Origin of the sequence: Bacillus sp. NPDC093026, assembly GCF_044754665.1 — a bacterium.
Taxonomy (GTDB): domain Bacteria; phylum Bacillota; class Bacilli; order Bacillales; family Bacillaceae; genus Bacillus; species Bacillus maqinnsis.
The window spans coordinates 784,807-810,999 of the sequence record NZ_JBIVPN010000001.1; the positions used below are offsets into that span (position 1 = coordinate 784,807).

23 protein-coding genes and 1 pseudogene are annotated in these 26,193 nt (G+C 38.9%); 10 read left to right on the forward strand and 14 right to left on the reverse strand.

The annotated features are described in order from the left end of the window. Nucleotides 1-26: 26 nt before the first annotated feature. Together addA and addB are read right to left on the reverse strand one after the other, a co-directional pair. A complete protein-coding gene (gene addA, locus ACIQCE_RS04035; RefSeq protein ID WP_400493692.1) occupies nt 27-3,731 on the reverse strand; it encodes a helicase-exonuclease AddAB subunit AddA in 3,705 nt (1,234 codons plus the stop codon). After that, complete coding sequence (gene addB, locus ACIQCE_RS04040) at nt 3,709-7,218, reverse strand: helicase-exonuclease AddAB subunit AddB (protein ID WP_400493693.1); 3,510 nt, start codon at nt 7,216-7,218, stop codon at nt 3,709-3,711. Before addB ends, addA begins: the two co-directional genes overlap by 23 nt. 172 nt (nt 7,219-7,390) lie before the next feature. Here addB and ACIQCE_RS04045 point away from each other — a divergent pair, with 172 nt between their 5' ends. Then, on the forward strand, nt 7,391-7,837 hold the full coding sequence (locus ACIQCE_RS04045) for a ferritin-like domain-containing protein (protein ID WP_400493694.1): 447 nt from the start codon (nt 7,391-7,393) through the stop codon (nt 7,835-7,837). 197 nt (nt 7,838-8,034) lie between these two features. Here the strand turns inward: ACIQCE_RS04045 and ACIQCE_RS04050 are convergent, their stop codons facing one another. Genes ACIQCE_RS04050 through ACIQCE_RS04060 form a run of 3 tightly spaced genes read right to left on the reverse strand, consistent with a single transcriptional unit; the run spans nt 8,035 to nt 9,756 of the window. Next, complete coding sequence (locus ACIQCE_RS04050; RefSeq protein WP_400493695.1) at nt 8,035-8,445, reverse strand: DoxX family protein; 411 nt, start codon at nt 8,443-8,445, stop codon at nt 8,035-8,037. Nucleotides 8,446-8,501: 56 nt separating this feature from the next. Then, complete coding sequence (locus ACIQCE_RS04055; protein ID WP_400493696.1) at nt 8,502-9,341, reverse strand: M56 family metallopeptidase; 840 nt, start codon at nt 9,339-9,341, stop codon at nt 8,502-8,504. Then, nucleotides 9,334-9,756, reverse strand: a complete 423-nt coding sequence (locus ACIQCE_RS04060; protein ID WP_400493697.1) for a BlaI/MecI/CopY family transcriptional regulator — start codon at nt 9,754-9,756, stop codon at nt 9,334-9,336. The genes ACIQCE_RS04055 and ACIQCE_RS04060 overlap by 8 nt, the downstream gene beginning before the upstream one ends. 294 nt (nt 9,757-10,050) lie before the next feature. On the opposite strand from ACIQCE_RS04060, the gene ACIQCE_RS04065 reads away from it, so the two are divergent. Then, the gene (locus ACIQCE_RS04065; RefSeq protein WP_400493839.1) at nt 10,051-11,193 is read left to right on the forward strand and encodes an AbrB family transcriptional regulator; all 1,143 of its coding nucleotides are present in this window, start codon (nt 10,051-10,053) and stop codon (nt 11,191-11,193) included. Nucleotides 11,194-11,232: 39 nt separating this feature from the next. Here ACIQCE_RS04065 and lepB read toward each other — a convergent pair whose 3' ends face one another. After that, on the reverse strand, nt 11,233-11,742 hold the full coding sequence (gene lepB, locus ACIQCE_RS04070) for a signal peptidase I (protein WP_400493698.1): 510 nt from the start codon (nt 11,740-11,742) through the stop codon (nt 11,233-11,235). Then, nucleotides 11,742-12,359, reverse strand: a complete 618-nt coding sequence (locus ACIQCE_RS04075; protein WP_353856190.1) for a TVP38/TMEM64 family protein — start codon at nt 12,357-12,359, stop codon at nt 11,742-11,744. Before ACIQCE_RS04075 ends, lepB begins: the two co-directional genes overlap by 1 nt. 151 nt (nt 12,360-12,510) lie before the next feature. Between ACIQCE_RS04075 and ACIQCE_RS04080 the strand changes: the two genes are divergently transcribed. Beyond that, on the forward strand, nt 12,511-12,873 hold the full coding sequence (locus tag ACIQCE_RS04080) for a YhjD family protein (protein WP_400493699.1): 363 nt from the start codon (nt 12,511-12,513) through the stop codon (nt 12,871-12,873). A 120-nt stretch (nt 12,874-12,993) separates the two neighbouring features. Here ACIQCE_RS04080 and ACIQCE_RS04085 read toward each other — a convergent pair whose 3' ends face one another. From ACIQCE_RS04085 to ACIQCE_RS04095, 3 genes are all read right to left on the reverse strand, one after another. Then, on the reverse strand, nt 12,994-13,269 hold the full coding sequence (locus tag ACIQCE_RS04085) for a barstar family protein (RefSeq protein WP_400493700.1): 276 nt from the start codon (nt 13,267-13,269) through the stop codon (nt 12,994-12,996). Nucleotides 13,270-13,361: 92 nt separating this feature from the next. Further along, nucleotides 13,362-13,844, reverse strand: coding sequence for a hypothetical protein (locus ACIQCE_RS04090; RefSeq protein ID WP_353856193.1), 483 nt, complete (start codon nt 13,842-13,844; stop codon nt 13,362-13,364). A gap of 321 nt (nt 13,845-14,165) precedes the next feature. Further along, complete coding sequence (locus tag ACIQCE_RS04095) at nt 14,166-14,744, reverse strand: competence protein ComK (protein ID WP_353856194.1); 579 nt, start codon at nt 14,742-14,744, stop codon at nt 14,166-14,168. A 289-nt stretch (nt 14,745-15,033) separates the two neighbouring features. Here ACIQCE_RS04095 and ACIQCE_RS04100 point away from each other — a divergent pair, with 289 nt between their 5' ends. Next, entirely contained in the window at nt 15,034-15,267 is a 234-nt protein-coding gene (locus ACIQCE_RS04100) for an IDEAL domain-containing protein (RefSeq protein ID WP_400493701.1), read from the forward strand. Between the two features lie 59 nt (nt 15,268-15,326). Here the strand turns inward: ACIQCE_RS04100 and ACIQCE_RS04105 are convergent, their stop codons facing one another. Next, on the reverse strand, nt 15,327-16,187 hold the full coding sequence (locus ACIQCE_RS04105; protein ID WP_400493702.1) for an SDR family oxidoreductase: 861 nt from the start codon (nt 16,185-16,187) through the stop codon (nt 15,327-15,329). Between the two features lie 143 nt (nt 16,188-16,330). On the opposite strand from ACIQCE_RS04105, the gene ACIQCE_RS04110 reads away from it, so the two are divergent. The 5 genes and pseudogenes from ACIQCE_RS04110 (at nt 16,331) to ACIQCE_RS04130 (ending at nt 21,537) form a co-directional block, all read left to right on the forward strand. After that, nucleotides 16,331-17,863, forward strand: a complete 1,533-nt coding sequence (locus tag ACIQCE_RS04110) for an FAD-dependent oxidoreductase (protein ID WP_400493703.1) — start codon at nt 16,331-16,333, stop codon at nt 17,861-17,863. Nucleotides 17,864-18,017: 154 nt separating this feature from the next. Further along, nucleotides 18,018-18,485, forward strand: a pseudogene (locus tag ACIQCE_RS04115) (protoglobin family protein); the annotation flags it as partial. A gap of 240 nt (nt 18,486-18,725) precedes the next feature. After that, the gene (locus ACIQCE_RS04120; protein WP_400493840.1) at nt 18,726-19,241 is read left to right on the forward strand and encodes a methyl-accepting chemotaxis protein; all 516 of its coding nucleotides are present in this window, start codon (nt 18,726-18,728) and stop codon (nt 19,239-19,241) included. A 61-nt stretch (nt 19,242-19,302) separates the two neighbouring features. Further along, complete coding sequence (locus tag ACIQCE_RS04125; protein WP_400493704.1) at nt 19,303-19,911, forward strand: histidine phosphatase family protein; 609 nt, start codon at nt 19,303-19,305, stop codon at nt 19,909-19,911. Between the two features lie 480 nt (nt 19,912-20,391). Beyond that, nucleotides 20,392-21,537, forward strand: coding sequence for a serine alkaline protease SapB (locus tag ACIQCE_RS04130; protein ID WP_483861782.1), 1,146 nt, complete (start codon nt 20,392-20,394; stop codon nt 21,535-21,537). Between the two features lie 45 nt (nt 21,538-21,582). Here ACIQCE_RS04130 and ACIQCE_RS04135 read toward each other — a convergent pair whose 3' ends face one another. Then, entirely contained in the window at nt 21,583-22,860 is a 1,278-nt protein-coding gene (locus ACIQCE_RS04135; RefSeq protein WP_400493842.1) for a M48 family metallopeptidase, read from the reverse strand. A 185-nt stretch (nt 22,861-23,045) separates the two neighbouring features. On the opposite strand from ACIQCE_RS04135, the gene ACIQCE_RS04140 reads away from it, so the two are divergent. Next, the gene (locus ACIQCE_RS04140) at nt 23,046-23,462 is read left to right on the forward strand and encodes a YhfM domain-containing protein (protein WP_400493705.1); all 417 of its coding nucleotides are present in this window, start codon (nt 23,046-23,048) and stop codon (nt 23,460-23,462) included. Nucleotides 23,463-23,476: 14 nt separating this feature from the next. Here the strand turns inward: ACIQCE_RS04140 and ACIQCE_RS04145 are convergent, their stop codons facing one another. Both ACIQCE_RS04145 and lplA read right to left on the reverse strand, forming a co-directional pair. Then, complete coding sequence (locus ACIQCE_RS04145) at nt 23,477-25,030, reverse strand: fatty acid--CoA ligase family protein (RefSeq protein ID WP_400493706.1); 1,554 nt, start codon at nt 25,028-25,030, stop codon at nt 23,477-23,479. Nucleotides 25,031-25,202: 172 nt separating this feature from the next. Next, nucleotides 25,203-26,192, reverse strand: coding sequence for a lipoate--protein ligase (gene lplA, locus ACIQCE_RS04150; RefSeq protein ID WP_400493707.1), 990 nt, complete (start codon nt 26,190-26,192; stop codon nt 25,203-25,205). Nucleotide 26,193: the final 1 nt, after the last annotated feature.

Below are 26,193 nucleotides of genomic sequence, written 5' to 3' on the forward strand. Positions count from 1 at the left end.
GTCATTCACCTCTCATTCCAATTGACTTATAAAGAAATCTCCAAGTTGCCATCAAAGAAATAGAGAATTTTCTCCTCTAATGGTCTTTTCGTTAATCGTTCCACAGCTGTTGCATATAACTCTATTTGTGTTTCATAGCGTTTTCTCAAAATGGACTCAGCCGCCTCAATTCCGCCTGCATACCTTCCTTGTACTCTGTCTGTTTTATAATCAAGTAAATAAAGCTTTCCATCTACTTCAAACAAACAATCAATCATTCCTTGAATCAGCACAGGATCACCATCTGCATCAATATGGCTGTACACGTCTTTCACAGGCAGAACCATACTAAATGAAACTTCTCTTTTCACCCAATCAGCTTTCATTAGTTTTTGTCCAACGGAAGTAGAAAAGAATGCAGTAATTCCATCTTTATCAATTGATTGGATTTGTTCTTCTGTCAGTAAATCTCGCTCCATGAACGAATGAAGTAGCTGCTCGATTTGAGTTTCATGATAAGGCTCTTGCACTGGCAAAAGAATGTGCTGCATCACAGTATGCATTGCTGTGCCTTTTTCTGCGGCGGTGAGTGCCTTTTTCTTCATAAAAGCCGGCCGGTCATATAATGTTGCACGAGCTTTTCGAATGGAAGAGGGAACACTGTATTCATCCTCTAATTCTTTCATTCTCTTGATCTCTGAAACAGACTGTTTCGTGCCAACCTGTGCGGTTGCTAAATATGGATATCTCCATGTAAGTCTCTTAGCCACTTCCTCCTCAAAGACATCCCCTCCTTGAACAGGTAGACCTTCCATCAATGCTTGTACAACTTGATCTTGATGTTTCTTTTCATGAGATAAATCTTCTTTTAAAAGGTCTGCTGATTGTGTAAATGAGATCAAAAATGAAGATGGATGAGTTAAAACGATGTCTCCTGCCTCTTCTAAAATTGATGTCATTGCTTGATGCCGGATGAGGGCAGGTCCGATGAAGTCTAAGTATGTTTTCGCTTGATACCGTTCAAAATCAGGAAGCAACCACTCTTCCCCTTTTGCTACGGTCTGCCATTTGCTTAATGCCTTTACCTGATTTTTGACTGAACCGACCAAAAATAATTTCTCCTTGGCTCTTGTAAGTGCCACATACAACACTCTTAGCTCCTCAGATAATAACTCTCTTCTCATTTTTTTCTTCATCGCCACAAGCGGTAATGTGGCATAACTGATTCTCAGTTCAGGATGAATATACTTGCTTCCAAAGCCTAATTCTTTATCGAGCAGATAGGACTGATTTAAATCCATCATGTTAAAATTCCTACCGAGTCCAGCAGTAAATACAACAGGAAATTCTAACCCTTTACTACTATGGATCGTCATCATACGGACAACATCCTCTGTTTCACTGAACGTCTTCGCCGCTCCAAGATCGTCTCCTCTGTCTTGCATTCTTTCGATAAACCGAAGAAATCGAAACAACCCTCGGAATGCAGCCTTTTCATATTGTTTTGCACGATCATAAAGAGCCCGGAGATTCGCTTGTCTTTGTTTGCCTCCTGGCATCCCGCCAACATAATCAAAATATTGTGTATCCCTATAAACCTCCCAAATTAATTCTGCCACCGAGTGATTCATAGAGAAATCACGCCACTTACGCAATAAGTGAAAGAATCGCTCTAGTTTTTGGCATGTTGGTTGATCAGAGCTCGTCATACTCATGTATTTCTTCACAGCATCATAATAAGTTCCTTTCTTATCGCTCGTTCTGATAAGCGCCATTTCATTTTCATCTAAATGGACAATAGGTGATCTTAAAACTGCTGCTAATGGGATATCCTGATATGGATTATCGATTACTTTTAAAAGCGAAAGAACAACAGATACCTCAGTTGCATCAAAATATCCTGAAGAGAGATTCGCATACACAGGAATTCCCTGCTTCTTCAGTTCCTCCATCATTTGCGGTGCCCATGGCATGGACCGCAGCAAGATGACAATATCACGATATTGCAAGTTTCGACTCATTTGCTGTTTGGCATCGTAAACTTGAAAAGGTTGCTCAATCAATTCTTTTATTTTTCTAGCAATCACCCTTGCTTCAAACTGAACTGTCTCTAATTCTTCTCGTTCTTCATCGCTTTCAGTCTCATTTTGATCAAGGTGTACAAGAAGCATTTCTGTTGTCGTGTCTTCACCCTTTGGATAGCTTGCACCAAGCTTTAATTCAGCTTGTTCATCATACTCAATCTCTCCAACCGTTTCTCCCATGAGCTGTTTGAACAGAAAGTTTGTGCTGTCCAAAACATCCGAACGGCTTCGAAAGTTTTTATTTAAATCGATTCTTTTGCCAGTTTGTTTGCCGTCTGATGTAAATTGTTTATATTTATTTAAAAAGAGCATTGGCTCTGCAAGTCTAAAACGATAAATAGATTGCTTCACATCTCCAACCATAAATAGATTGCCTTCTTCTGGTTTTTGACCTTTAGATACAAGCTTTAAAATCGTTTCTTGAACAAGATTTGTATCTTGATATTCGTCAACGAGTACTTCCTCGAATTGATTCTGATAATATTTAGCGGCGTCTGTTTCGATTAAGTTCCCTTGCGCATCCTGCTTAGCTAAAATTCTTAAACAATAATGCTCTAGATCTGAAAAGTCCACGATGGATTTTTCTTGTTTCGCTCTTTCAAAACGCTCTCCGAATTCAATCACAAGCTCCACGAGGGTCTCCACAACTGGCTTCATTTCAGCCAAGCTTTGCAAATGCTGAGCCGGACTTCGCATAAAGTAATCATTTTTTAACTTTTCTATTTGTTTTTTTGCCTGATTGCGTACATCCGTGGCTTTTTCCAAAAGAACAGGATCATATTCATCTCCTTTGCATGTCTTTAGCCTTTTGAAATTGATGTTAGGCACAAGTTGATAAAGCATCTCAAAATGATCTTGATGACTGATTAATTCATTTATTTGCTGTAAATCATCTATAAAATTCTCTGCTCTCGGTGCTGGACCGCCCGGCTCTTTTGTCAGAGCAAGTGCTCGTTCCAATAGCTCTTGGCAGCTTCGAAAAACGAGAGAAATATCCTCTTTTATATATCGGTAAAATGGTAAATCTTCGACTTTTGTATGTTCATCCACATCGTAAAGAGAAATAAACGCACGCATCCACTGCAGAGGAGAAGGATGCGACCTAGAAAATTCATAAATTCTTTTCACAAGCCATTGCAAATCTAAGTCATGACGATCTGATGTGTAACGATCAACCAGTTCAAAGAATGATTGCTTTCCAGCTTTATATTCATCCTCAAACAGCTCGTCCAAGACTTCATCTCCTAATAATTCTCCCTCCGTTTGGTCTGCCAAACGAAAACCCGGATCAAGGTCAATCTCATAATAAAATGTGCGCAGAACTTGCAAACAAAATGAGTGCAAGGTAGAAATATTGGCACGATTCATAAGTGATAGTTGTCTTCTAATATGAAGAGAACCTGGATTCTTTGATAATTCTTTTTCAAGTGCTTCAGTGATTCGATGCTTCATTTCTGCCGCAGACGCATTTGTAAAAGTAACGACTAGCAGACGGTCAACATCAACTGGATGCTCAGCCCGCGTCATTTTTCGGATCAGCCGTTCAACCAAGACGGCCGTTTTACCTGATCCCGCCGCCGCTGCAACAAGGATATCCTGCCCCTCTGAAACAATGGCTTCCCACTGATCATCCGTCCATGTACTGTTATTCGGTTTTGGAATTTGCATACTGATCCCCTTCTTTTTTGATCCGCTCTAACATGACTTCATCTTTCTCAGAAGTAAGTACTCGGAATTCGTTATCCTCTATTGATTCATCGAACTGGCAAATAGACTTAAACGAACAAAATCGGCAAGGAGTCTGATCCTTAAGTTTATATGGGTTAATATCCACTTCACCATTCGTAATTCTTTCCCCTGCTTCTTCAAAAGTACGGCGAACATGCTTTGTGAGTATTTGAAAATGGTCCTCACTTAAAACAGCAGAATCAGAACGGAAAGATCCATCCTTTTTCAAACCGGCTTGAATGACTTGTGATTTCCCTGTTTCAAGTGTCTGATCCATGAGCTTAACTGCCTCTACATCTTCAAGCAAGAGACCTTTCATTTTAAATTTCTTAAATATTTCCTGCTCAATTTCATCCTCTGCTAACGGAATCGGGGCTTGAATGAGCGGATCATGAATATGGAAGTATAAAATACCTGCCGGTGTCGCCTCCATTCCAAGCCACTCTTTAGAATAAGTAATCGTCAAGTCTAAGTAAGTCAGCATTTGCAATGCCAAACCATAGTAAACCTCTGCTAGATCAAGTCCTCTATCACTTGACTTGTAGTCTACAATTCTCAAAAGCAAACCTTTAGAACCTTCCGCTTTATCAACTCGGTCAATTCTTCCAACAAGCTCCATGGTACAACCGTTCTTTAATTGAAAGGTGAACGGCGGCAGAGGACCTTGACCTCCAAAGCCTAACTCGAGTCCCACTGGAGAAAATGCACTCACTTTGGCATGCTCACTTAGTATAGAAGAAACTCTTATCAGGATTTTCTGGAGTTTTTCTTTTATATAAGCATGCCGATTAGAGCTTAATAAAATCTCTTGTTGCAGACGAGGTGCAAGCTGTTCAATCGCATATTTTGAATAGGTGACACAGTCTTCTTTCGTCAAGTTTTTCCAATCTTTTTTTTGTTCAATGAGCGTATCTGAAATGTGTTTTAATGCAGAGTGGAAAAGCTGACCTATATCAGGTGCCTCCAATTTATAAAATTGTCTTTCCTTTAGTTTTAAACCGTGTGAAGCAAAATGAGAAAAAGCACACGCATTAAATTTCTCCATCCTTGAAACACTGCCTTGTATATGATCACCATAAAGCTCTTTTGTCACTTTTTCCGTTAAAGGCTTGGCTCTATTTGTGAAAAACAAGCTTGAAATGATGTTCTTTGAGATATCCCGTGATGGTGATGTCATTAAATAATTATATACACTCCACCACACATCGCTGATGGGATAGTGATTGAGCCATTGCTGAAGCTGCGAAACGGTATAGGACAATGCGACAGGCTCATTGACTACAAACTTTAATTGATCCTGCTCCTCCAACTGTTCTGGGTCAAGCACATACAATGCATTTTGATGGTTTGGCATAAGCTCTTGGCAATACTTAATGAAGGTCGAAGGCAATAGAGAGCGTCCCTCAGCATCTGCCACCGGATATGAAAGAAACAAATAATGAGATGGACTTGATAATGCTTGGTAAATTAAAAATTGCTCATCTAGCAGCCGTTCCTTTCCTGTATCTGCTAGCTCTGCTCCTGCACGCTTTAGCCATTCGCGGTCATCCTCAGACAATACACTTTCATCAGAAGGCCGTGCAGGAATTACACCATCATTTACTCCAATGATAAACGTACACTTCACTTGATACATTCTAGATAAATCCATACTTCCGATAAACACTTGATCAAGTGAAGGCGGAATCAAAGCAAACTTTAAAGATGCCAAGCCAGTATCCATCATCTGCTGAAATAAAGGGAGTGAAAGCTCCTCGTCGCCTAGCATTTCAACAAATTCATTCATTAATTGAATAACAGCATCCCATACTTGTCCATGCTGCATCGCTTCAGCTAATCTCCCCGCTTTCTCGGCCTCTAATCTTGCTTTTTCAAGCTTCTCTGGCACTTGCACTTCCTCAAGAAATAAATAAATAGCTTCAACCTTTTCCCTCACTTTTTGCGCTTTTTTCAGCCTTTTTTGCAGTTGAAAAAGAGGAGGAACAATCCATTCTTTTACCTCATTCAACATTTGTTCCATTTCAATTTCTTGATCTGTTTGTCCAAAATCTTCATCCAGCGATTGAAATCTTCGATAATGAAAGCGGGAACCGTTTGTCCAGCGTTCACCTTTCACACCATATGCAATGCAATAATTTTCAAGCTGATCTGCCTGTTCTCTCGCTTTATTTTTTGCAAGCTCAAGCGGGAATAGGAATTCTGTTTTCACACAGCGAAATACTGCTTCATACCGCCAATTCCCTTTGATGATATCCAAACTAGAACGAATCAATTCAATGAGGGGATGATATTGCATTGATTCATTTCCATCAATAAAAAAAGGAATGTCATAATCACGAAAAACCTCTTTCAATGTATCTTTATAGTCATCTAAATGTCTTGCAATAATTGAGATATCGCGTAATCTCAAATCCTTTTCTCTCACTAAATCAAGAATGTCTCTCGCAACACCCTCAATCTCGGCTCGTTTATTTGCACTTCTGGACACCGTGATATGAGGCGTTTTCTCTTGATACGGCTGCAGCGGCCTTTGCTCGTAATTACTCTCTATATAGGCAAGATCATGTGCATGGATATGACGCTTATTCTTCTCTAATACTTGTTCGGAAATGTCAGCTCCGCACTTTTTGGCAAGCTGATAGAGTTGAAAATACGTTTTACCTGTCACCCGAAATAAATCAAGTTCGTTTGGCTGTGTGTCGTGATATGACCGATCAACCGTGAAGGCAGCCGTTATTTTTTTTGTATGTAGCAGAAGCTGCTCAATGACTTGAAGCTGCTGTGGTGTAAATTGATAAAAACCGTCTATATAAATATGAGCCGTTTTCAGCTCTTCAGATAAAGGGATTTGCTGCGCGAGAAGGGTCAAATAGTCTTCAGAGTGTACATATTCACCCTGCAAATGCTGTTCAATCTGCTTATAAAGAATATGCAGATCATGCAGTTTTTCGGCTGCTCGCCTTTCTTCTGTATATTCGGAATGCATGCTAGATGTTGCAATTCTTTCTACATCTTCTGGCATCATGCAGTATCTTTTGAATTCCGCCATCGTCTTTTCAATTTGCTCAACAAAACCTGGCTTATCACTCGCCTTTTTAAACACTTTAAAACTTTCTTTATGCTCCTCAATCACTTTTCTTAAAAGCATTTGAATTCCGGTACTCGTGACAAATTGCCTGTTCGCTCCGCCAGTCTGCTGTAAAATAGACCAAGCGAGACGAGTAAAACTAAATACTTTAGCTCTGATCATTCCGCCAGCTTCAGACGTTTTTGCAAGCTCATATTCCATTAAAAATGTCATTTGATCCGGGACTAAAAAAATGATCGGATGACCCAATGGATCAAGCCGTAATTGTTCTTTGATCTCTTCTACTATCGCAGTCGTTTTTCCACTCCCCGATCTGCCTGCTAAAAACTGAATCTCCACGCTCCACAACACCTTTCTATATGTACTCATATTCTAGCGGAAATAAGGATAAATGGCTATTTTCCTATAACAAACCCCGCTTTCTCATTTCCTATCTGAAATAAAATAGGCACCTTTATTACCTCATTTCATATGATAAACCATCATGATCTAAAAGGAGGCTAGCAATATCATGTATTACGGTTATTATGACTACACCCCCTATGACATACGTCAAAACACAAGAATTATTTCAGATCTTGAAAAAGCCATTAATGGTGAATATTCTGCGATACAATGCTACGAAAAACTTGCACAAAAAGCAAAAAATCCTGAGGTAAAAAAGATCATTCAAGAAATACGCCAGGACGAGGTAAGACATTATCAAAATTTTTCAAAGCTATACTATTCTCTCACTGGAAAAAACCACAAACCAAGCGTAACAGAACCTTGTCCAGATCAACTGAGAGAGGGCCTCGTTTTTGCATTTAAAGACGAACAAAAAACAGTTGATTTTTACTTAACAGTATCTGACTATGTCCAAGATCAGGGAACAAAAGAGTTAATGCGAAGAACAGCTCAAGATGAACAGCAGCATGCTGTGTGGTTTTTATATCTTTTAACACATCACTCTTCCTAGATAGTCCTATTTTAATAGGAGATCGTATGTTCCGTCAAAAAATGAAAATGATTTTTCTTCATTCGAAAAAGTGAAAATTAAAGGTGTCGTAAGCAACATCTCTTGCATTTATCACTTTTTCAAACGTGAAAACAACAATTTGATATAAACAAAAACTCCCCCTGCTAAAAGCAACAGGAGGAGTTTTTCATACAGTTTTAATTAAATTTAGCTTCATTGCTTTGTTGCTTATGTTTCATCAGACCATCAATAGACAAGAGGTTACTGCCGCTCAGTGCAAGGTAAAGCGCCATGCCCAATAATGACAGCTCAAATTCATAGCCACCAACAAATCCTTTAGAAAGACCAACCGTGATAATCGCCACGATCATAATTGGCACAAATAAAGCAGCGAAAATACGTGTACCTAGACCTAAAATAAGTGCTATTCCACCGACTAATTCAATCGTCTTTACAATGTAAGCCATAAATTCAGGAATACCAATTTGACCAAAGAATGCGGCTGTGCCTTCTAGCCCTCCTTGATATGCCTGAAGCCCATGTAAAAAGAAAATAACGCCTAAAATAACTCGTACAAAAAAGGTTCCAATTTCTTGATTTGTTTTCATATAGTGATTTCCTCCTATTTCACACTACACTATGTCATGTGTATACATAAAAAAATTTAGTAATTTAGATTTAACATAATCATTAAGATGACCATTAAAATGACTGATGTCACAAATGGGATGAGTGGTACATTGAAAGGTATATTATATGTTGGGTTTAAAATCTTTTGAATTCGTAAATTCAACGCCCTGTCTCCAAAGGAAACAGCAAACTTTGTTCGTTTTTGAAACTGGGTTCTATTTTTAATGAGTTTCAAAAGGGCTTGACCCACTCCTTCCTCAGTTCCTGTCTGCTGAATAGCATAGTCATCTGCAATGACTTCACGGAAAACGGAGTAGCTTTTTTTCATATGTTTTAACACAGGAATATACCAAATCACCTTTGTGAGCATTGAAAAAGTGAAAGCTTTTATGGGGTCGTAGCTGTCCTTATGATGTAATTCGTGGTAAGCAACGGCATCAATCTCTTCTTCATTGAGCATGTTCATCAATGTCGTTGATAAGTAAACCTTCGGATGAAGCATACCCATTGCAAAAGCAAGCGGTTCATGATAATGAAAAACAATGATTTCGTTTGCATACTTCTTTGACAGGACCTCTGTCAACTTTCGATCAACAGCGACCATTATGTTTCTTTTTAATTGAGTGTACTTTCTGATCTGCTTTGTCATATAGAACACTGCAAATCCCAATGTATACATCACCAAAGCATCCAAAAAATATTTCAAGGGAGTTAACCCATAGAATTTAAGAACAGACTGACATACATGGATGAGGTTATATGCTTGGTTCCAGCCAAAAAAGCTAGAGAGCACGTAATAACCCATCTGAAAGAAAATGGCTAAACCAATCAACATCCCGCCTAAAAACAGCAGACTCGACTTAAGTTTAATCATTTTGCTTCTCCTTTTTTTTAGATGCAAGTCTTGCTTCAAGTACTTTGAGTAATTCAGGATCAGCACTTTCAATCGCATCCACCATATGATTCACCGCCAGTGGACCAAAATCGTCCATTAACCCTTGCGTTATCCACTTGGTTTGCTCATTGAGAAATTCTTCTTTTGTTAAAATCGGATTATAGATAGATGAACGACCTTTCGTTTTCTTTTCCACAATCCCTTTTTCGGTTAAGCGATTCAGCACAGTCATGACAGTGTTGAAATTAATAGGCTTCTCATCTGATAGCTTCTGCTGTACTTCTTTAATCGACATATCCTTACCTTGATATAGAATTTCCATAATCTTTCCTTCTAAAGGACCAAAAAAACGATTCAATCCCTTTTCATTATATTTAAAAGAAGGAATTTTCATGTTACCACCTCACACTAAGCATTGTAGTGTAAATAAAAATCATAGTCAACCGATAACAAAAATAGGGGAAAATAGTTGTGTATTGTCTTTATTTCTGACTAAAGTTATTTTTTATTTATTGGTCTTTTTTCATCAAATCTTCTTCCCTACATAAATTGAACTTACCAATCTATAAGTTTATCTTATGAAAAAGATAAAAAAATCCGTATTTTATTTATTGATACATTTATATTATAGTGAACATATCCACATTTCACTTATTGAACAAACATACAGGAAGAAGGTTTACACGTGATGAAACAAGGAAACAGCCTTCAAACCGACCTTATTTTTATTGTCATTAGCGGTTTAGGCGGATTTCTTTTATCTTTAACAGGAATGTCTATCGGCTGGATGATTGGTACATTGGTCACTGCCGCGTTCATTGCCCTATTTCGCCCCTTTCGCTTTCAGCGTAAAGAGAAAATATCACCTATTCACGGCAATTGGCTTATCCTTGGTCAGTTCATTCTTGGAGTAGAGCTTGGGCAGAAAATGAACATGAAAGTGCTTCATATTTTCGCTGAAAATTGGCTCTCTGTCAGCTTCATGCTCATATTTTCTATTTTTCTAGCGATGCTCTCGGGCTTCGTTATGTGGAAATTGAGCAAAACAGATATGCTGACCAGCTTTGTCGGTACTGCTCCTGGAGGATTGTCTGCTATGCCGGGGATTGCACAAGAAGTTGGTGCCAATACGGCTGTTGTCAGTTTAGTGCAAACAATACGTGTCTTGATGGTCGTATTGACCATTCCGTTTACTGTGTTTTATTTAAACACGAAAAGTCATTCTGACGCTGTTGTGACAACGCATGGCAGTGCTTTCTCTTCAGGCGTTTTTACCGTGTCAAATCTCACTTGGACCGCCGCGCTCATCTTCGCCGCTTGGCTAGTGTCCCGCATGGCCGTCCGTCTACACTTCCCTGCCCCTTGGTTAATTGGCAGCATGTTAGGTGTCGCTACACTTCAAGTGGCCGCCGGCGCTTTTATAGAACATGATTTGATTCCTTACTGGCCAGCACAAGCGAATGTCGCTTCACAACTATGTTTAGGTGCGACCATTGGTTCAAAAATGAATAAACAAATGTTTGTCGGTTTAAAAAACACCTTCATCGTGGCTGTCATTAGCTCTGCTGGGCTTATCGCAGCAACTGTTCTCAGTTCGATTGCTATTGCAGAGATTACCGGCATTTCTGTGATTACTGCCATTCTTGCTTTTTCCCCCGGCGGAATTGCTGAAATGGCGACAACAGCCGTCACACTTCACGAGGATTCCACGTTTGTTGTGGCTGTACAAGTGATCAGAGTCATTCTTGTGATCGCCATGCTGCCGCCGTTTTTCAGGTTTTTACACCACTTTTGGGTGAAAAGACAAATGAATTATAAAGCAGCAAAATAAAAGTGAGGCGCTTTGCATGAGCAAGGCGCCTCTTTTTTGTTATTCACTATTTCTTTTCACTCCGACGACTTGATCCTTTGAAATCGTCCCAAAATGTCTGCTGTCAAAGCTATGTATTCGGTTATCACCAATCACAAAGTAATGATTGTTTTGTATTTTCTTCCGTCCAGTGATCGTTTCTAGCTGAAAATCACCTGTCAGGACGTTTCCCATTTTATATTTCTTTTGCTCTTTTAAATACGGTTCTTTCCATTTAACACCATCGACTAATAGTTGATCATCTTCATATTTGAGTGTTTCTCCCGGAAGACCTATGACACGTTTAATAAAAATTTGATTGTTTGGACCTTGAAAAAGAACGTAATCAAAACGATTGATTTTCGTGAGCTTTGGCGAGAACTTGTTGATTAATAGTTCTGTTCCATCAGTAAATGTAGGATCCATACTAACCCCTTCTACTTTGTACGTGACAAACATGAAATTCTTTACTTGGAACAATAACACGATGCATGTAATAATCATCAACCATAATAATGGCTTCTTCTTCATTAAGTGCCTCCTTTGTCGCCGCGTTTGCTCATTCGAATGTTCAACCTGTTTTCTACTCTCTTTCCAACATACCATAATAAAGCGATGACTAGAACCGCAAAAATACTTCTTAACGGATTCTTTACTAAAGCGGTCAAATCATAGCCAACAAAACTGATGATCAAGAGCATGACACACTTACCTGAGAAAACAGCCAATGAAAATTGCCAGATGCTAATTCTTGATAAGCCTGCGACAACATTGACAGCAGCAGAAGGCGTAAATGGAAAGCAAAGCAAAATAAACAACGGACCAAAACCCCGTTTTTCTACCCAAAGCATCAATTTTTTAATTGAAGGATGTCTGCTTATAAAATGTAGCATTCTCATTTGTCCAAATCTTCTGATCAGTAAAAAGACAAGAATAGACCCTGCGCTCGCCCCAATCCATGTCAATAAAAAACCTTCCCAAAGCCCAAATGCATTTGCATTGGCAACCGCAAAAACAACCAGAGGTAAAAACGGTAAAAACGCTTCTATTAAAGGGAGTAATATCGCAATAATTGGACCAAAAGCCTTATAGCTCTCAAAAAATGCTGATATATTTTCATGAGTAAATATTGAAAGAAATGATGGCAACTTGTTTACTCCTTCAAAGTTTGTCTACTTTTCATTTTACATGGAAAACATGAAATTACAAATGAATCCCTTCTTCCTTGAGATTCTTTCAATCATCCTATATAATAAATGAGAACAAACGTTCTAAATGTGATGAAAGCAGGCATTGAAAATGACTAGACTATCAAGAATACAGCTTCAAATGATGGAACAGGCCATTTTCCTCCCGATGGTTATCTCCATCCTCAATCGCGATTTGGCACATTTAAAAGAAAATCAAACGTTAAAATTAAACGAACCATATATTCAGCTTGTGACCTCCACATTACAAGAGGCACAAAAAGCTCTCTACCAACTGAAACAGTATTTACGAAAAGAAAAAATGAAAGTACAGCAAATTGAACACGATGAAGGGTTTACTACTTATTTATTTGTCATGAACGGTTATGAAGAAACACATAAGTACTTTAATCCGCGTATACGACATCGTGTCGAGGAACTGCTTACTCGTTATTTTCTCCATCAAACCGAATGAAATTTTCCCTTGAGAGAAGGCAAAAGCCTTTTGGCAGGCTCCAGATTGTCTGACAAAGGGCTAAGATGGTTTTAATTGTAGCCCTTTGTCATCTTTTTAGCTTGTAGAATCGGCTACTCTTTATTGAATGGTGAATTGAAATTGCCCTCTAAGCTCCATTTCTGCTTCTTTGAACAGCTTTTGCAAGGTATCGGCATATTCTCCAAGATATTCTTTGCTTACTAGAAAATCCTCCCATATGAGTTGTACAGGAAGCTCAATCTCTCCTGTCAAACAGTCCCAAAGTGCGTCAAGATTTTTTCCATAATGATCGGGCAGGTGCAATGTTGCTTTCAGTTGTTCATGAAGGTCCTCTTGTGAAATACATGCCTTCCCGTTAAGCCGAACCTTTTTCATGTCACCCTCCCCCTCTCTAACCTTTATTTTAACGAAATGAGCTGGAAAGATTTTCGATTCTAGAGAAGCTTTCCAAGCTTTGTTATGTGTTCTTATTTTGCATGCTGAATTTTGCCAAATTCTTCGATAAAGGTTGCCGTCTCTTGTAGCCCATCTTGTAAGTGGTGCGTAGCAGAGATAAATAGTTTATCATGATCAGGACGTTTCAACAGTTGCTCCACCGTGTTTATCCCTTTTTCAAATGATGCTAAACCTGTCTTTAATTGTTTATCAGCTTTTTTGTATGCATTCGGGACTTCTTGATGAGCAAGTCCTTTTTGAATCACACGATCAAATGCTTTTGTCGCTTTTGTCAATTTTTCATTTGGTTGAATCGCACCATGTCCATCTGAAATAAATTGATCGGTCATGTTCTCATATGACTCATTTAACTCATCCATATAACGCTGAACCCATTGTTCATACGCTACTTCTTTTTTCTCTTGTTTGGAAGGCGACTGACCTACTTGATTGCAAGCTGCTAATAATGTGACCGTCACGATTAGTAACAGCACCAAATACCATTGTTTTTTCATACAGAGCCTCCATTTCTCTTACACATTTGTTCATATCGGTCAAATATCATCATTTTAAAACACATATGAACAATAATAAAGAAATGACTTCTTCTTATTGTAACAGACGTCCACTTGCCCTTTCGTTCTTTTTCTCATCAAATTCACAAAAATGTATCCACATTCACCTGAAAATGTTGCACAAAAACAACGCTGATACACGTTCACCTCTTGCTCTGTCTTACATCAACTTCATCAAATTCATGGGAGAAACGAGGAAGTTGAGCTTTAAATCGCTCACGAGATCAAAACATTCAGCGGCTACATGCCGCTGGTTTTCTGCTAATATCTATTACGAAGTTCTCTTAAAATAAAATCGTACACAAGATTGAGCTGTTGCTCTTTTGGATACAGCATAAACTCTTGTTTTTTAGGAAGACCTCCATCAAGACGATCTTGAAATTTTGTCCGAAGATACGCTGTCCGGTGCACCTGACTCTCAAATGATTTATATGAGACATCCAGCTCGACCGTTTGCTCATTTGTAAAGGTGACAATCGTGTCTCCAAGGGACGATTCCTGAAAAGTATGAATATATTTGTGGGATATCCATCCGCACTGAGGGCGATTGGACGAAAACGTTGGAAAGAAATACAGATGATTGGATGAGTCAATCACAATCGGGGGTTTGTGTGAAATTCCCGTTACTTCGTACGTTCCTGCTTTTCTGCCTGCATAGCTTGAACCAAAGAACCTGCAGCTACGTTCAATAATGTGCAACGGCTTTAATTCAACGAAAAAACATTTCTCTCTTTCAATGACTTTTGAATATACTTTTTTCCCTTCTTCTATTGGAAGGATCGCCATTGTTGTTTGGTTAATGACATATGAATCTAAAGGGGTTTCACTAATTCCTGACACTTCTTTTCCTCCTGTGTTAATTTTTGGTTAATTTAGATACTATTAATCTATCACCAACGTATAAGAAACGACAGGATTTTTTTAAAAATTATCAAAAATATTCTTTTTATCGTATATTTTAGTCCATTCGATCTATTTAAAAACATTTTTTAGAATAACAGCTCATGATGTCGATTAGACAAGGGGTGTTGATATCGGACAAAAATAAATTGTCTAAAAATTATAAATTCTTATTGATTTTTTCTCCACCAATCCATATACTATAAAAAAGGCATCGGGGGGATTCTTTATGAAAGAGAAAAAAACGTATGCTGAGCTCATGAAGTCCCGCAACACCCAAAAAACTGAAGAAAAAGGCGTCACAATTCTAGACATCTATATTCAAATGGTTTTAGATGAGGCGCTTTATAAACAGCGCTTAACCGTTCTTAGAGAAGAGATTGATAAGGCACTGGATCAGCGTGATGAAAACCGGTTCAATGACCTGTCAGCTCAATATACAGAACATTGCTTACATCAATAATGGTTGATTTACTTGCGGCAGAGAGACGGTCATTCTTCTCTTTACCGCAAGTTTTTTGTTTACCCATTTAATATCGTTCCACCATTTACATGAAGAATTTGTCCATTCATGTAAGACGAGTCTTCGCTCGCTAAAAATAAATAGCTAGGTGCAAGCTCTACCGGTTCACCTGGTCTTTCCATTGGGACATCCCCACCAAATTCAGATACTTCCTTTTCCGTAAATGTAGAGGGGATAAGCGGTGTCCAAATCGGACCGGGGGCTACTCCATTGACTCGAATCCCTTGTTTAATCAGAGAAAGTGATAGTGATCTTGTAAATGTCACAACTGCTCCTTTTGTCGATGAATAATCAATCAAGGTTTCATGGCCTTTATATGCCGTGACAGATGTCGTATTAATGATGGTGCTTCCTTTCCTTAAATGAGGGAGCACTGCTTTTGTTAAATAAAACATTGCAAAAATATTTGTTTGAAATGTACGAAGAAGCTGATGTGAAGTAATCTGTTCTATGCTTTTTTGCGGATGTTGTTCTCCCGCATTGTTCACCAAAATATCAATTGAACCGAAAGCATCTTTTGTTTTTTTGACGACCTCATGTGAAAAAGATTCATCTCCCAAATCACCTGCAATCAAGATGACACGGCCTCCAGCCTTTTCAATATAGGCCTTCGTTTCCTCTGCATCCTGATGTTCATTGAAGTAAACAATCGCCACATTTGCTCCTTCTTTTGCAAATAAGACAGCCACCGCTCTTCCAATCCCACTATCTCCCCCTGTCACAATAGCGGTCTTCCCAGCTAATTTTTTCTCTTGCACCTCCCGATCAAAGATAGGTCTAGGGTTCATTTTATATTCAAGACCTGGGCGTTCATTTTGATGTTGAGGCGGCAACGTTTTCTTCGGCTGCTTTGTTGACACACAAATCCACTCCTTTCTTCTATCTTGTTTATTTTTATGAAAACGTGATTTTTTTATGTATTTCATGAACAGTTCACCTTGCGAATGTATGATTTTCAATAATGTGGAAAAATTATACACAACAAGAAACTGGAGGCGACAAAATGGAACAAGAACACAAAGGAATGGATCAATCTCAATCACTATGGTTAGCAGACAAGAAGAAGGATTCTTTTCCGTCAGTATCAGAGGATCTCACAGCAGACGTCATAATCGTCGGTGGCGGAATTACTGGTATTGCCACTGCATTTGAAATGACAGAACGTGGATTAGATGTCATCATGATTGATGCAAATGAACTAATGCAAGGCACCACCGGACATACGACGGCAAAAGTGACATCACAGCACGATGTGTATTATCATGAGTTGATTCAGCATATTGGCATGCCAAAAGCCCGATTGTATGTAGAAGCAAATGAAAAAGCAAAAGAGCTCATTCAAACACGTGTCAAGGAGCATCAAATCGAGTGTCAGCTCGAAGTGAGAGATGCTTATCTGTACACAAAAGAAGAAAGCGGCTTAAAAAAATTAAAGAAAGAATTAGGTGCCTATAGACAGCTTGGGATTGATCATGATTGGAAAACAGAACTTCCTTTTGATCCAGAAATAAAAGCCGCTCTAGTAATGAAACAGCAGGCACAGTTTCACCCTCTTCACTATTTGAATGCACTTGTCCAGCTTCTCATAGAGCGAGGCGTACGTATTTACGAAAATACGACAGCAGTAGATGTTAAAGAAGGACATCGGCCTGCTCTCATCACAAAAAATGGACATCATCTCACAGGACGCTATATCATTTCATGCTCACACTTTCCCTTTTATGATGGAAAAGGACTTTATTTCACCCGAATTCATCCAAATCAATCTTATGTAGTGGCAGCTAAAACAAACAAGCCACTCCCAGATGGGATGTACTTAGGAATTGATCAACCATCCCACTCATTAAGAACAGCCGAAATAAATGGTGAAAAAGTGGTCCTCATTGGCGGAGAAGGTCATAAAACTGGACAAGGCGGGGATGCGCGCACACACTATGAAGCACTTGAAAAGTTTGGACACGAAATACTCGGGATTCAAGAGGTCCTGTACCGCTGGTCTACTCACGATTTGGTCACAATGGATAAAATCCCCTATATTGGGTACCTGACCAAAAATCATCCAAATATCCTCGTGGCCACGGGCTTTAGAAAATGGGGCATGACCACAAGCCATGTCGCAGCGACCCTGATTGGAGATTTGATCGAAGGTAAGTCCAATCCATACGAATCCATCTATATCCCATCAAGATTCGTTCCTGATCCGTTTGTCAAAGAATTCATTAAAGAAAATGCCAATGTAGCTGCTCAGCTTATCACTGGTAAATTGAATAGACCTGATCAGACAATCGATGATTTAAAGCCAGGCGAAGGCGGCATTGTGTCTTATGAACATAAGAAATGCGGGGCCTTTAAATTTGAAGACGGCAATGTCGTTCTTGTCGATACAACCTGTACCCATTTAGGGTGTGAAGTCGCTTGGAATAACAGTGATCGCACTTGGGATTGTCCTTGTCACGGTTCACGATTTTCTGTAACTGGAGAAGTAGTAGAAGGTCCAGCGAAAAAACCACTAAAAAGGCCATATTATGAACAGTAAAATTCATTAGTCTCCCTTTAAAAAATCCAAAATAATCCGATAAAAAACATAAAGTCTGATATTTGTGGATGATGGAGGGACAAAAACATTGTTATTTAAAAAAGGAAGAAAAAACACTGCTTTTTTCACGCAGCAGGATGACAAGATAAAAAGAATGAACATAACGGAAAATACGGATATTGCCAAACAAATTAAAATGATTGACCTGACTCAGCAAGACCTTTTTGTACTGAAACAGTTGAATCCGCTCGTGCAAGCTGACATTGAACATATCGTCAATAAATTTTATAAAAACCTAGAAGTAGAGTCTTCCTTGATGCATATCATTCAAAATAACAGCTCAGTGGACCGATTAAAAAAGACACTTCGTATTCACATTAGCGAAATGTTCGCAGGTGTAATTGACGAAGCCTATATTGCAAAACGGATTAAAATTGCACAAGTTCATTTACGTATTGGGCTTCAGCCTAAATGGTATATGGCTGCTTTCCAAGACCTTTTGCTATCAATGATGGATTTATTTGCACAGCATATCCAAGATTTCAAAGAATATCAGACAGTTGTCAAAGCCACCACTAAAATACTAAATTTAGAACAGCAGCTTGTCCTTGATACATTTCAACATGAATATTCTAAAATTCGTGATGCTGCAGAAGTACAGCAGCAAGAACTTCATACTAAAATTACTGAAACCTCAAACTCGCTTGCTTCACTTTTTTCTCAAACAACAAATGCAGTTGATAAGCTTGTATCAAAATCTGATGAGATGGCAGCCATGTCGCAGGCAGGAACGAAGATATCTGCACAAGTAGAGGAAAAATCAATTGGCGGTAAAAAAGAATTAGAGATTCAACAAACACAAATGAACCAGATTGATGGCAGTATGACAAAAATCGAAACAGAAATGATACGTTTAGAAGAAATCGCTAAACAGATTGAACAGATTTTTGGTATTGTAACAGGAATCGCAGAACAAACGAATTTGTTATCGCTGAATGCCTCTATTGAGTCTGCACGAGCAGGAGAACATGGAAAAGGCTTTGCAGTTGTGGCAAATGAAGTTCGAAAGTTATCAGAAGATACAAAGAAAACGGTTTCAACAGTATCAGAACTAGTCAACAACACAAATTCACAAATTTCTATTGTGTCACAGCATATTGCAGACGTGAATTTGCTTGTAACAGACAGTAAAGAAAAAATGACTCATATCAATTCACTATTTGATGATATCGTGAGTAGTATGAACTTGAGTAAAAATCAAAATGGAAAAATTGAGACAGACCTTCAAACGTTCCTGAACGAATTGAATGAAGTTAAAGAAACAGTGTCTCAAGTAACAAGCTCTGTAGAATCTCTAACCACTCTAACCAATCGCTAAACCGACCATTTTTCTTATGTTCTAGTATAATAGAAGAAAAGAAAGAAAAGGCGGGATTTTAGTGACAAGAATTTGTCTAGTCAGGCACGGGGAAACAGATTGGAATGCAGCTAAACGAATTCAAGGGCGAACGGATATCCCTTTAAATAAAATAGGTAAATGGCAAGCTGAGCAAACTGGACTCTACTTAAAAGATTTTCATTGGGATGTAGTCATTTCAAGTCCATTATCAAGAGCAAAAGAAACAGCCAATTTAATCCTAAAGTATGTGCATGCTCCACTTGTTATAATGGATGATTTCATTGAGCGTGATTATGGAGATGCTGAAGGCATGTCTCTTGAAGAACGTCAGGAGCTGTTTCCTGATAAACAGTATCCAAACATGGAATCGTTAAAGTCTCTTCAAGACCGAATGCTAAAAGGTATTCACAAGGTAAGAGCAGCCTATCCTGATCAGAATGTATTGATCATTGCTCATGGTGCTGCCATACATGCATTACTGTCCGTTCTTGCTGATGAACATATAGACCTTCATCATGCAAGACTTGTTAATGCTTGCTTAAATTATGTCGAATGGAAAGATGGTGAATGGAAAGTACGTGATTATAACGTTGTCAGCCATTTAACACAATCTTCCCCTTCATTACATCGTGACCTGAAATCCCTTTAAGTCTAGAAAGGATGGCTACTTATCCAGAGCGAATGCTAGATTCGTAAGCACTAGCGCGCAACACTTGACTATGATTGTGTTCTACACGATGGAACCTGTTCTTTAAGAACAGGTCTTTTTTTTTCGACAAAAACGTTTATGAAATAATATTTTTTTATATCGAAATTTGAAATAATTGCTAGACTTTTCTGCCTATTTTGCAGCCTTTCGAGTACCGAATGTTTGTCGCAAAATGTTTCATAAGAAAAAAAGCATCCTTCCATTTTAATAGAAATCAGCAGTCAATTCACTTAAAACAGATTTCGTTAAATTTTCCAAGCGACTTATTACCCTAATTTTTGCTAGGAATTCCACAAAAATTCAGGTCTACTCTTATTTGCCTACTTCCCTTAAACTGAAAATACAGAATAATCAAACGACTCCTTCTTATAGACTATTGATGATTATTCTGAAATAAGAAAAAAGGGATGTGTAATGTGAGTGAAAAAGAAAAATGTGATGACGAGTATTTTATTGGCTGTCCCTCTTCTATTTTCAGCAGGGTTTGGAGACTCAATGGCAAATGCAGAGACTCTCTCAAAGGCAGATAGTGAAAAAAGCTATATTGTAGGTTTTAAAGCTTCTGCCATCACAAACAGCGCTAAGAAAAATGCAGTGACTCAGCATGGCGGAAAACTAGAAAAGCAATATCGAATCATTAATGCTGCACAAGTAAAGATGTCAAAACAAGCCGCAAAAAAACTTGAACATGACCCTAGCATTGCATATGTAGAAGAAGACCACAAAGCAGAAGCATATGCACAAACCGTTCCTTATGGTATCCCTCAAATCAAAGCTCCAGCCGTACACGCTCAAGGTTATAAAGGTGCTAATGTAAAAGTAGCTGTCCTTGATACTGGTATCGACGCTGCACACCCTGACTTAAATGTTGCAGGTAGTGCTAGCTTCGTCCCTTCAGAGCCAAATGCCACCCAGGATTTTCAATCACACGGAACTCACGTAGCCGGAACCATTGCTGCCCTTGATAACACAATTGGTGTTCTTGGTGTCGCTCCAAATGCCTCCTTATACGCCGTTAAAGTGCTAGACCGTAACGGTGATGGACAATACAGCTGGATTATTAGCGGTATTGAATGGGCAGTTGCCAATAATATGGATGTCATCAATATGAGTTTAGGCGGACCAACCGGTTCAACAGCTCTAAAGAACGCTGTTGACACAGCGAACAACCGCGGAGTCGTCGTTGTTGCGGCTGCAGGTAATTCTGGCTCCTCTGGATCTACAAGCACTGTCGGTTACCCTGCAAAATATGATTCTACTATCGCTGTTGCCAATGTGAACAGCAACAATGTGAGAAACTCTTCATCTAGTGCAGGTCCTGAATTAGATGTTTCTGCACCTGGTACATCCATTTTAAGCACAGTGCCAAATAACGGATACACATCTTATACTGGTACATCCATGGCTTCTCCTCATGTAGCAGGAGCAGCAGCGCTTATTCTTTCTAAGAACCCGAATTTAACGAATTCACAGGTTCGTCAGCGTTTAGAAAACACAGCCACACCACTTGGCAACTCATTCTACTACGGTAAAGGGTTAATTAATGTTCAAGCTGCTTCTAACTAATCACCGTATTCAAAAATCCGGCTCATATAGCCGGATTTTGCTTGTTTATTGACGTTGAGACTCTTCCTCTTTTTTTGCCACCTTTTCCATATCAACGATTCTCTCCATCATAGTCGGATGATCATAACGAAATATTTTCACTAGAAGCGGCGGGTTTACTTGGGTCAGTCCTGATTTTGCAAGATTCTGAAAAGACGTTACTCCCGCCTCACCATCTTTTGTCAAATTCACTGCGTACTGATCAGCTGCCTGTTCCTGATGCCTTGATACTGCATTTGTAAAAGGTGAAGCAACAAATGACAACATCGACACAATGACTAAAAGAAGCGGGAGAGCGGCGATGTCATGTGACACTTTCAGATGAAAGGAAGTTTGTCCTCTTTTATATAGATAAAAATAGATACGGTCAATTGCAAAAAAGCCAACCAGTGACAGCATGAAATATCCTGCTAAACCGATATATACATGCTTCATGACGTAATGTCCCATCTCATGGGCCATGATAAATAAAATTTCCCGATCTTTCAGCTTTTGTAAGGTTGTATCCCATAGCACAATGCGTTTATTTTCACCGATCCCTGTCACATAAGCATTCATTGTGTTTGTTTTCTCAGACATATTCACTTCATATACATGGTCTGCTGGGATGTGTGCTTTCTCTGCAAGAGTTAAGATGTTTGTCTCAAGTGCTTGATCCTTTAATGGATAAAATTCATTGTATAACGGATCAATGACAACTGGTTGTATAAAAAAGAGAAACAGTGTCACCGGAACCGTTAAACACCACGCATAAAGCCACCATAACTTTCGTTTTTTTTGAATGAGCCAAAAGAAAACAACCGTACACAACACGAGAAGCGGATATTGGATCCAAAAATCGAGTGTTTGATCTTTTAGCCAGCTTGCAGTGCTTTGAGCAGATACCCCGTAATGCAAGGAAAGCTGATAACCAATCCACTTAATCGGCAGTGAAATCAGCATGGTAAGTAGCGAGAGCAAGAAAACATAGACAAATTGACCAAGAAATCGAAAACGAGCCGCAACAAAGCTCCAGTCGGCCATTTTTCGGGAAAGACCTGTAATTAGTAAAAGAAAAAATACATACCAGTCTAGCGGTATCGTAATAAAGTACAAAAAATTTCGGATTCTTGAAAAATCCTCGCTGACCTCAAGCTCATGGCTTGTCATAAACGTGTGCGGATCTGCACTCGTTCCTTTCACATTTTCAGGAACTGATGAATCACCAATAAGAAACAAATAAAAATAAATGAAAAGACCGTACAATACGTACGCTACCGTTGCCAGAGCAATCCAGTTACGTATTCGCACATGTCAGCCTCCTTTCTATCTCTTTTCTCCTATTCTAATCGCGGATCTTTTTGTTTAGAACCTGTCTGATGTGGCTCCATCATAGCATGTCCCATTTGAAAAAGCTTCTGTGAAAAAAATGATTATGTTGTATAAAGATCGGAGAAGCTAAGCATAAAACAGCGAGATGGAGGTTCAATATGAAGAAAATCCTTGCAGGAATTGTGATCTTTGGGCTTTTACTGATCACCTTCTTTTATGTGTTTAGCCGGACGAATGATATCTTCGATGAAAATCGAGCAGAAAAAGTATTACTCTCACCGCCTAACAAGCCCATCTCCTATGAAATAGATGATAAAGATACAGCAGAAGATTTAATTGAAGAATTAAACAATGGCAAACGAACGAGCAGTCACTTTAATAAAAACTTAAAAAAGCCAGATTACATCGCAAAGGTGATGTTTGGCAGAACAAATGGAACCACCTTTCAGCTATGGACGAATCGATCACAGGTCATTTTTTTAGTAAATGGAACGTACTATGAACTCAATAAAAAACATTCGTCTTCTTTTCAAAAGCAATTGAAAGCGGCCATTCAAAAGGGAGCCTCTTCATAAGAGACTCCCTGCTTTTATTTACTTTCTTCCGTTTGATACTTGTCCTTTAGTGCTCTTCTTAAAATTTTTCCTGTTGTGTTTTTTGGAATATCATCTATGAAATGAATCGTTTGGGGCTGCTTATATTTCGCTAAATAGTGTGAACAATGTGTGATGATATCATCTTGATTGATATGAGCATTTTTCTTAGGGGAAATGAAGCAGACGACAGCTTCTCCTGTATTTGGATCTGGCACACCAAAGACGACGGCTTCTGCGACGGCTTCATGTTTATAAAGTACTTCTTCTACTTCTCTTGGATAGACATTGTACCCTCCGACTAGAATCATATCCTTTTTTCGATCGACAATATAAATATATCCATCTTCATCTCTTCTCGCCAGATCACCTGTATACAGCCATCCGTCTTTCAGAGCAGCTTCTGTATCTTCCGGCATCTTATAATAGCCTTTCATAATATTTGGACCTTTTGCAATAAGTTCTCCGACTTCATTCGGTCCTACTTCCTCGCCAAGTTCATTCACGATCTTATTTCTCACGTTCATAATATCGGTTCCAACCGAACCTGGTTTTCTTTCTCCATCTAGCGGATTAAATGCAGTTACTGGAGAAGCCTCTGATAATCCATAGCCCTCCAAAACCGTCACACCGAATTTCTTTTCGAATCCGTGAAGTAAGGCAACAGGCATGGAGGCACCACCTGAGATGCAAATTCTCACCGATTTCATTGCCTCATCATGTCCCTCTTGGCGGTATAAATAGTTATACATGGTAGGAACGCCAACAAATATCGTCGGCTTTTCTTTTTCCATCATTTTCAAAAGCTCTGATGGGCTAAAGTGTGGAAGTACGTAAACGATTGCACCATTGATGAGTGGTGCATTCATACAGACCGTCAGACAAAATACATGGAACATCGGTAAGGCAGCAATCATCTTGTCTTTTTCACCGATGGATAAGTATTCTGCGATGTCTCTTGCATTTGAGTAAAGGTTTGTGTGAGTCAACATTGCACCCTTTGGTTTCCCTGTTGTTCCAGATGTAAATAAAATGACAGCTGTATCGTCAGGATGAACGGAAGGATGTGTAATTTTCGGCGCGTTTCCTGATACAAGCTTTCCATAAAATACGAGCTTATCAGATACTTCTTTCAAACTTGAACTGCACATCGCTTCATTTTCTGCACAAATAATGACCCGTTCAATTAATGGAAGTTGTTCATACACCTGCTCGTATACTTGTAAAAGCTGACTTGGCGCCACAATTCCCTTCACATCGCCTGTGATGAGCATATACCCGATTTCACTCGGCGTATATGTGGGATTCACTGGTACAACGACGAGTCCTGCTTTCAAAGCACCAAAAAATGAAATCACAAAATGTGGTGAATTCCCTAAAATGAGTGCGATATGATCGCCTTCTTGAAACCCTTCGTTAACTAAACCATCTGCAAAACGATCAATACTTGTCATTAGCTCTTGATAGGTTATCTTGTTTCCTTCAAACACAAGTGCGATGTTTTCTCCCTTGGTCATCGCAGTCTGCTCAAGATTTTTGATCAAATCCATTCTCCCACCCCTTACGTATCATTAATGAATGAATAGCCATTCATTTTATGGCCAAACATTACTCCTTTCTATTATAATGGACAAACGAAAAAATCCACAAGATCAAATGTTGATCACTTTCATTTCTTTAGATAGAAACAAGCACTGCTTTCCGTGAGCAGTGCTTTATCGCTTAATAAATCAAATCAAGAAAGTCTTCTTTCGATACGTTGCCGAAATAGTGGCGTATGTCTATATCTTCTAACGCATCGCTGATTGTTTTACGATCATATTGACGCCCGATCAGTCTTTGTTCAATATCGGCAATATCCCCAACACCAAAGAAATCACCAAAGATTTTGCAATCCTGAATGGTTCCCTTTTTCACTTCTAATCGCAGGTCTATAGAACCTGCTGGGAAACGCTTGGAATGCTGTAAATTGAATTTAGGTGAGCGACCATAGTTCCATTCCCATTTTTGATAGCGGTCACGAGAGATTTCATGAATCTTTTTCCAATCCTCTTTTGTCAAATGATATTGAGGTATATCACCATCCGTATCAAAGATGTAGCTTAAAAGAATGTTTCTAAATTCTTCTATTGTCATCTTTTGATCCATCAGTTCACGAATATTGGCTACCCTACTTCTAATTGATTTAATTCCTTTAGATTCGATCTTTTCTTTCTTTACATTTAATGCGGAGACAACATGTTCAATCTCTGAATCAAATAAGAGTGTGCCATGACTGAAGATACGTCCTCGTGTCGCAAATTGCGCATTTCCAGAAATTTTACGTCCATCTGCCATAATGTCATTTCTACCGCTTAATTCAGCTTTGACCCCTAGCTTCTCTAGTGCCCGGATGACCGGTTCAGTGAACTTTTTAAAGTTATGGAAGCTGTCTCCATCGTCTTTTGTGATAAAGCTAAAGTTTAAGTTTCCTTTGTCATGATAAACAGCACCTCCACCTGATAAACGGCGAACAACTTTTATCCCATTTTCTTCGACATATTTCGTGTTGATTTCTTCTATCGTATTTTGGTTCTTCCCAATAATAATGGATGGCTGATTGATATAAAACAGCAAATACGTTTCTTCTGGGTCCAAATATTTCAAGCAATATTCTTCAATTGCCAGATTGATCATTGGATCGTCATGTTGCTCGTTATCAATAAACAGCATA

Coding starts and splice junctions, on each gene's coding strand:
- lplA (WP_400493707.1), bottom strand. CDS start 26,192: ATGCTGTTTATTGATAACGAGCAACATGACGATCCAATGATCAATCTG.
- ACIQCE_RS04110 (WP_400493703.1), top strand. CDS start 16,331: ATGGAACAAGAACACAAAGGAATGGATCAATCTCAATCACTATGGTTA.
- ACIQCE_RS04120 (WP_400493840.1), top strand. CDS start 18,726: ATGAACCAGATTGATGGCAGTATGACAAAAATCGAAACAGAAATGATA.
- ACIQCE_RS04050 (WP_400493695.1), bottom strand. CDS start 8,445: ATGAAAACAAATCAAGAAATTGGAACCTTTTTTGTACGAGTTATTTTA.
- ACIQCE_RS04055 (WP_400493696.1), bottom strand. CDS start 9,341: ATGATTAAACTTAAGTCGAGTCTGCTGTTTTTAGGCGGGATGTTGATT.
- ACIQCE_RS04065 (WP_400493839.1), top strand. CDS start 10,051: ATGAAACAAGGAAACAGCCTTCAAACCGACCTTATTTTTATTGTCATT.
- ACIQCE_RS04045 (WP_400493694.1), top strand. CDS start 7,391: ATGTATTACGGTTATTATGACTACACCCCCTATGACATACGTCAAAAC.
- ACIQCE_RS04145 (WP_400493706.1), bottom strand. CDS start 25,030: ATGGATTTGATCAAAAATCTTGAGCAGACTGCGATGACCAAGGGAGAA.
- addA (WP_400493692.1), bottom strand. CDS start 3,731: ATGCAAATTCCAAAACCGAATAACAGTACATGGACGGATGATCAGTGG.
- ACIQCE_RS04090 (WP_353856193.1), bottom strand. CDS start 13,844: ATGAAAAAACAATGGTATTTGGTGCTGTTACTAATCGTGACGGTCACA.
- ACIQCE_RS04140 (WP_400493705.1), top strand. CDS start 23,046: ATGAAGAAAATCCTTGCAGGAATTGTGATCTTTGGGCTTTTACTGATC.
- ACIQCE_RS04060 (WP_400493697.1), bottom strand. CDS start 9,756: ATGAAAATTCCTTCTTTTAAATATAATGAAAAGGGATTGAATCGTTTT.
- ACIQCE_RS04100 (WP_400493701.1), top strand. CDS start 15,034: ATGAAAGAGAAAAAAACGTATGCTGAGCTCATGAAGTCCCGCAACACC.
- ACIQCE_RS04085 (WP_400493700.1), bottom strand. CDS start 13,269: ATGAAAAAGGTTCGGCTTAACGGGAAGGCATGTATTTCACAAGAGGAC.
- ACIQCE_RS04080 (WP_400493699.1), top strand. CDS start 12,511: ATGACTAGACTATCAAGAATACAGCTTCAAATGATGGAACAGGCCATT.
- lepB (WP_400493698.1), bottom strand. CDS start 11,742: ATGAAGAAGAAGCCATTATTATGGTTGATGATTATTACATGCATCGTG.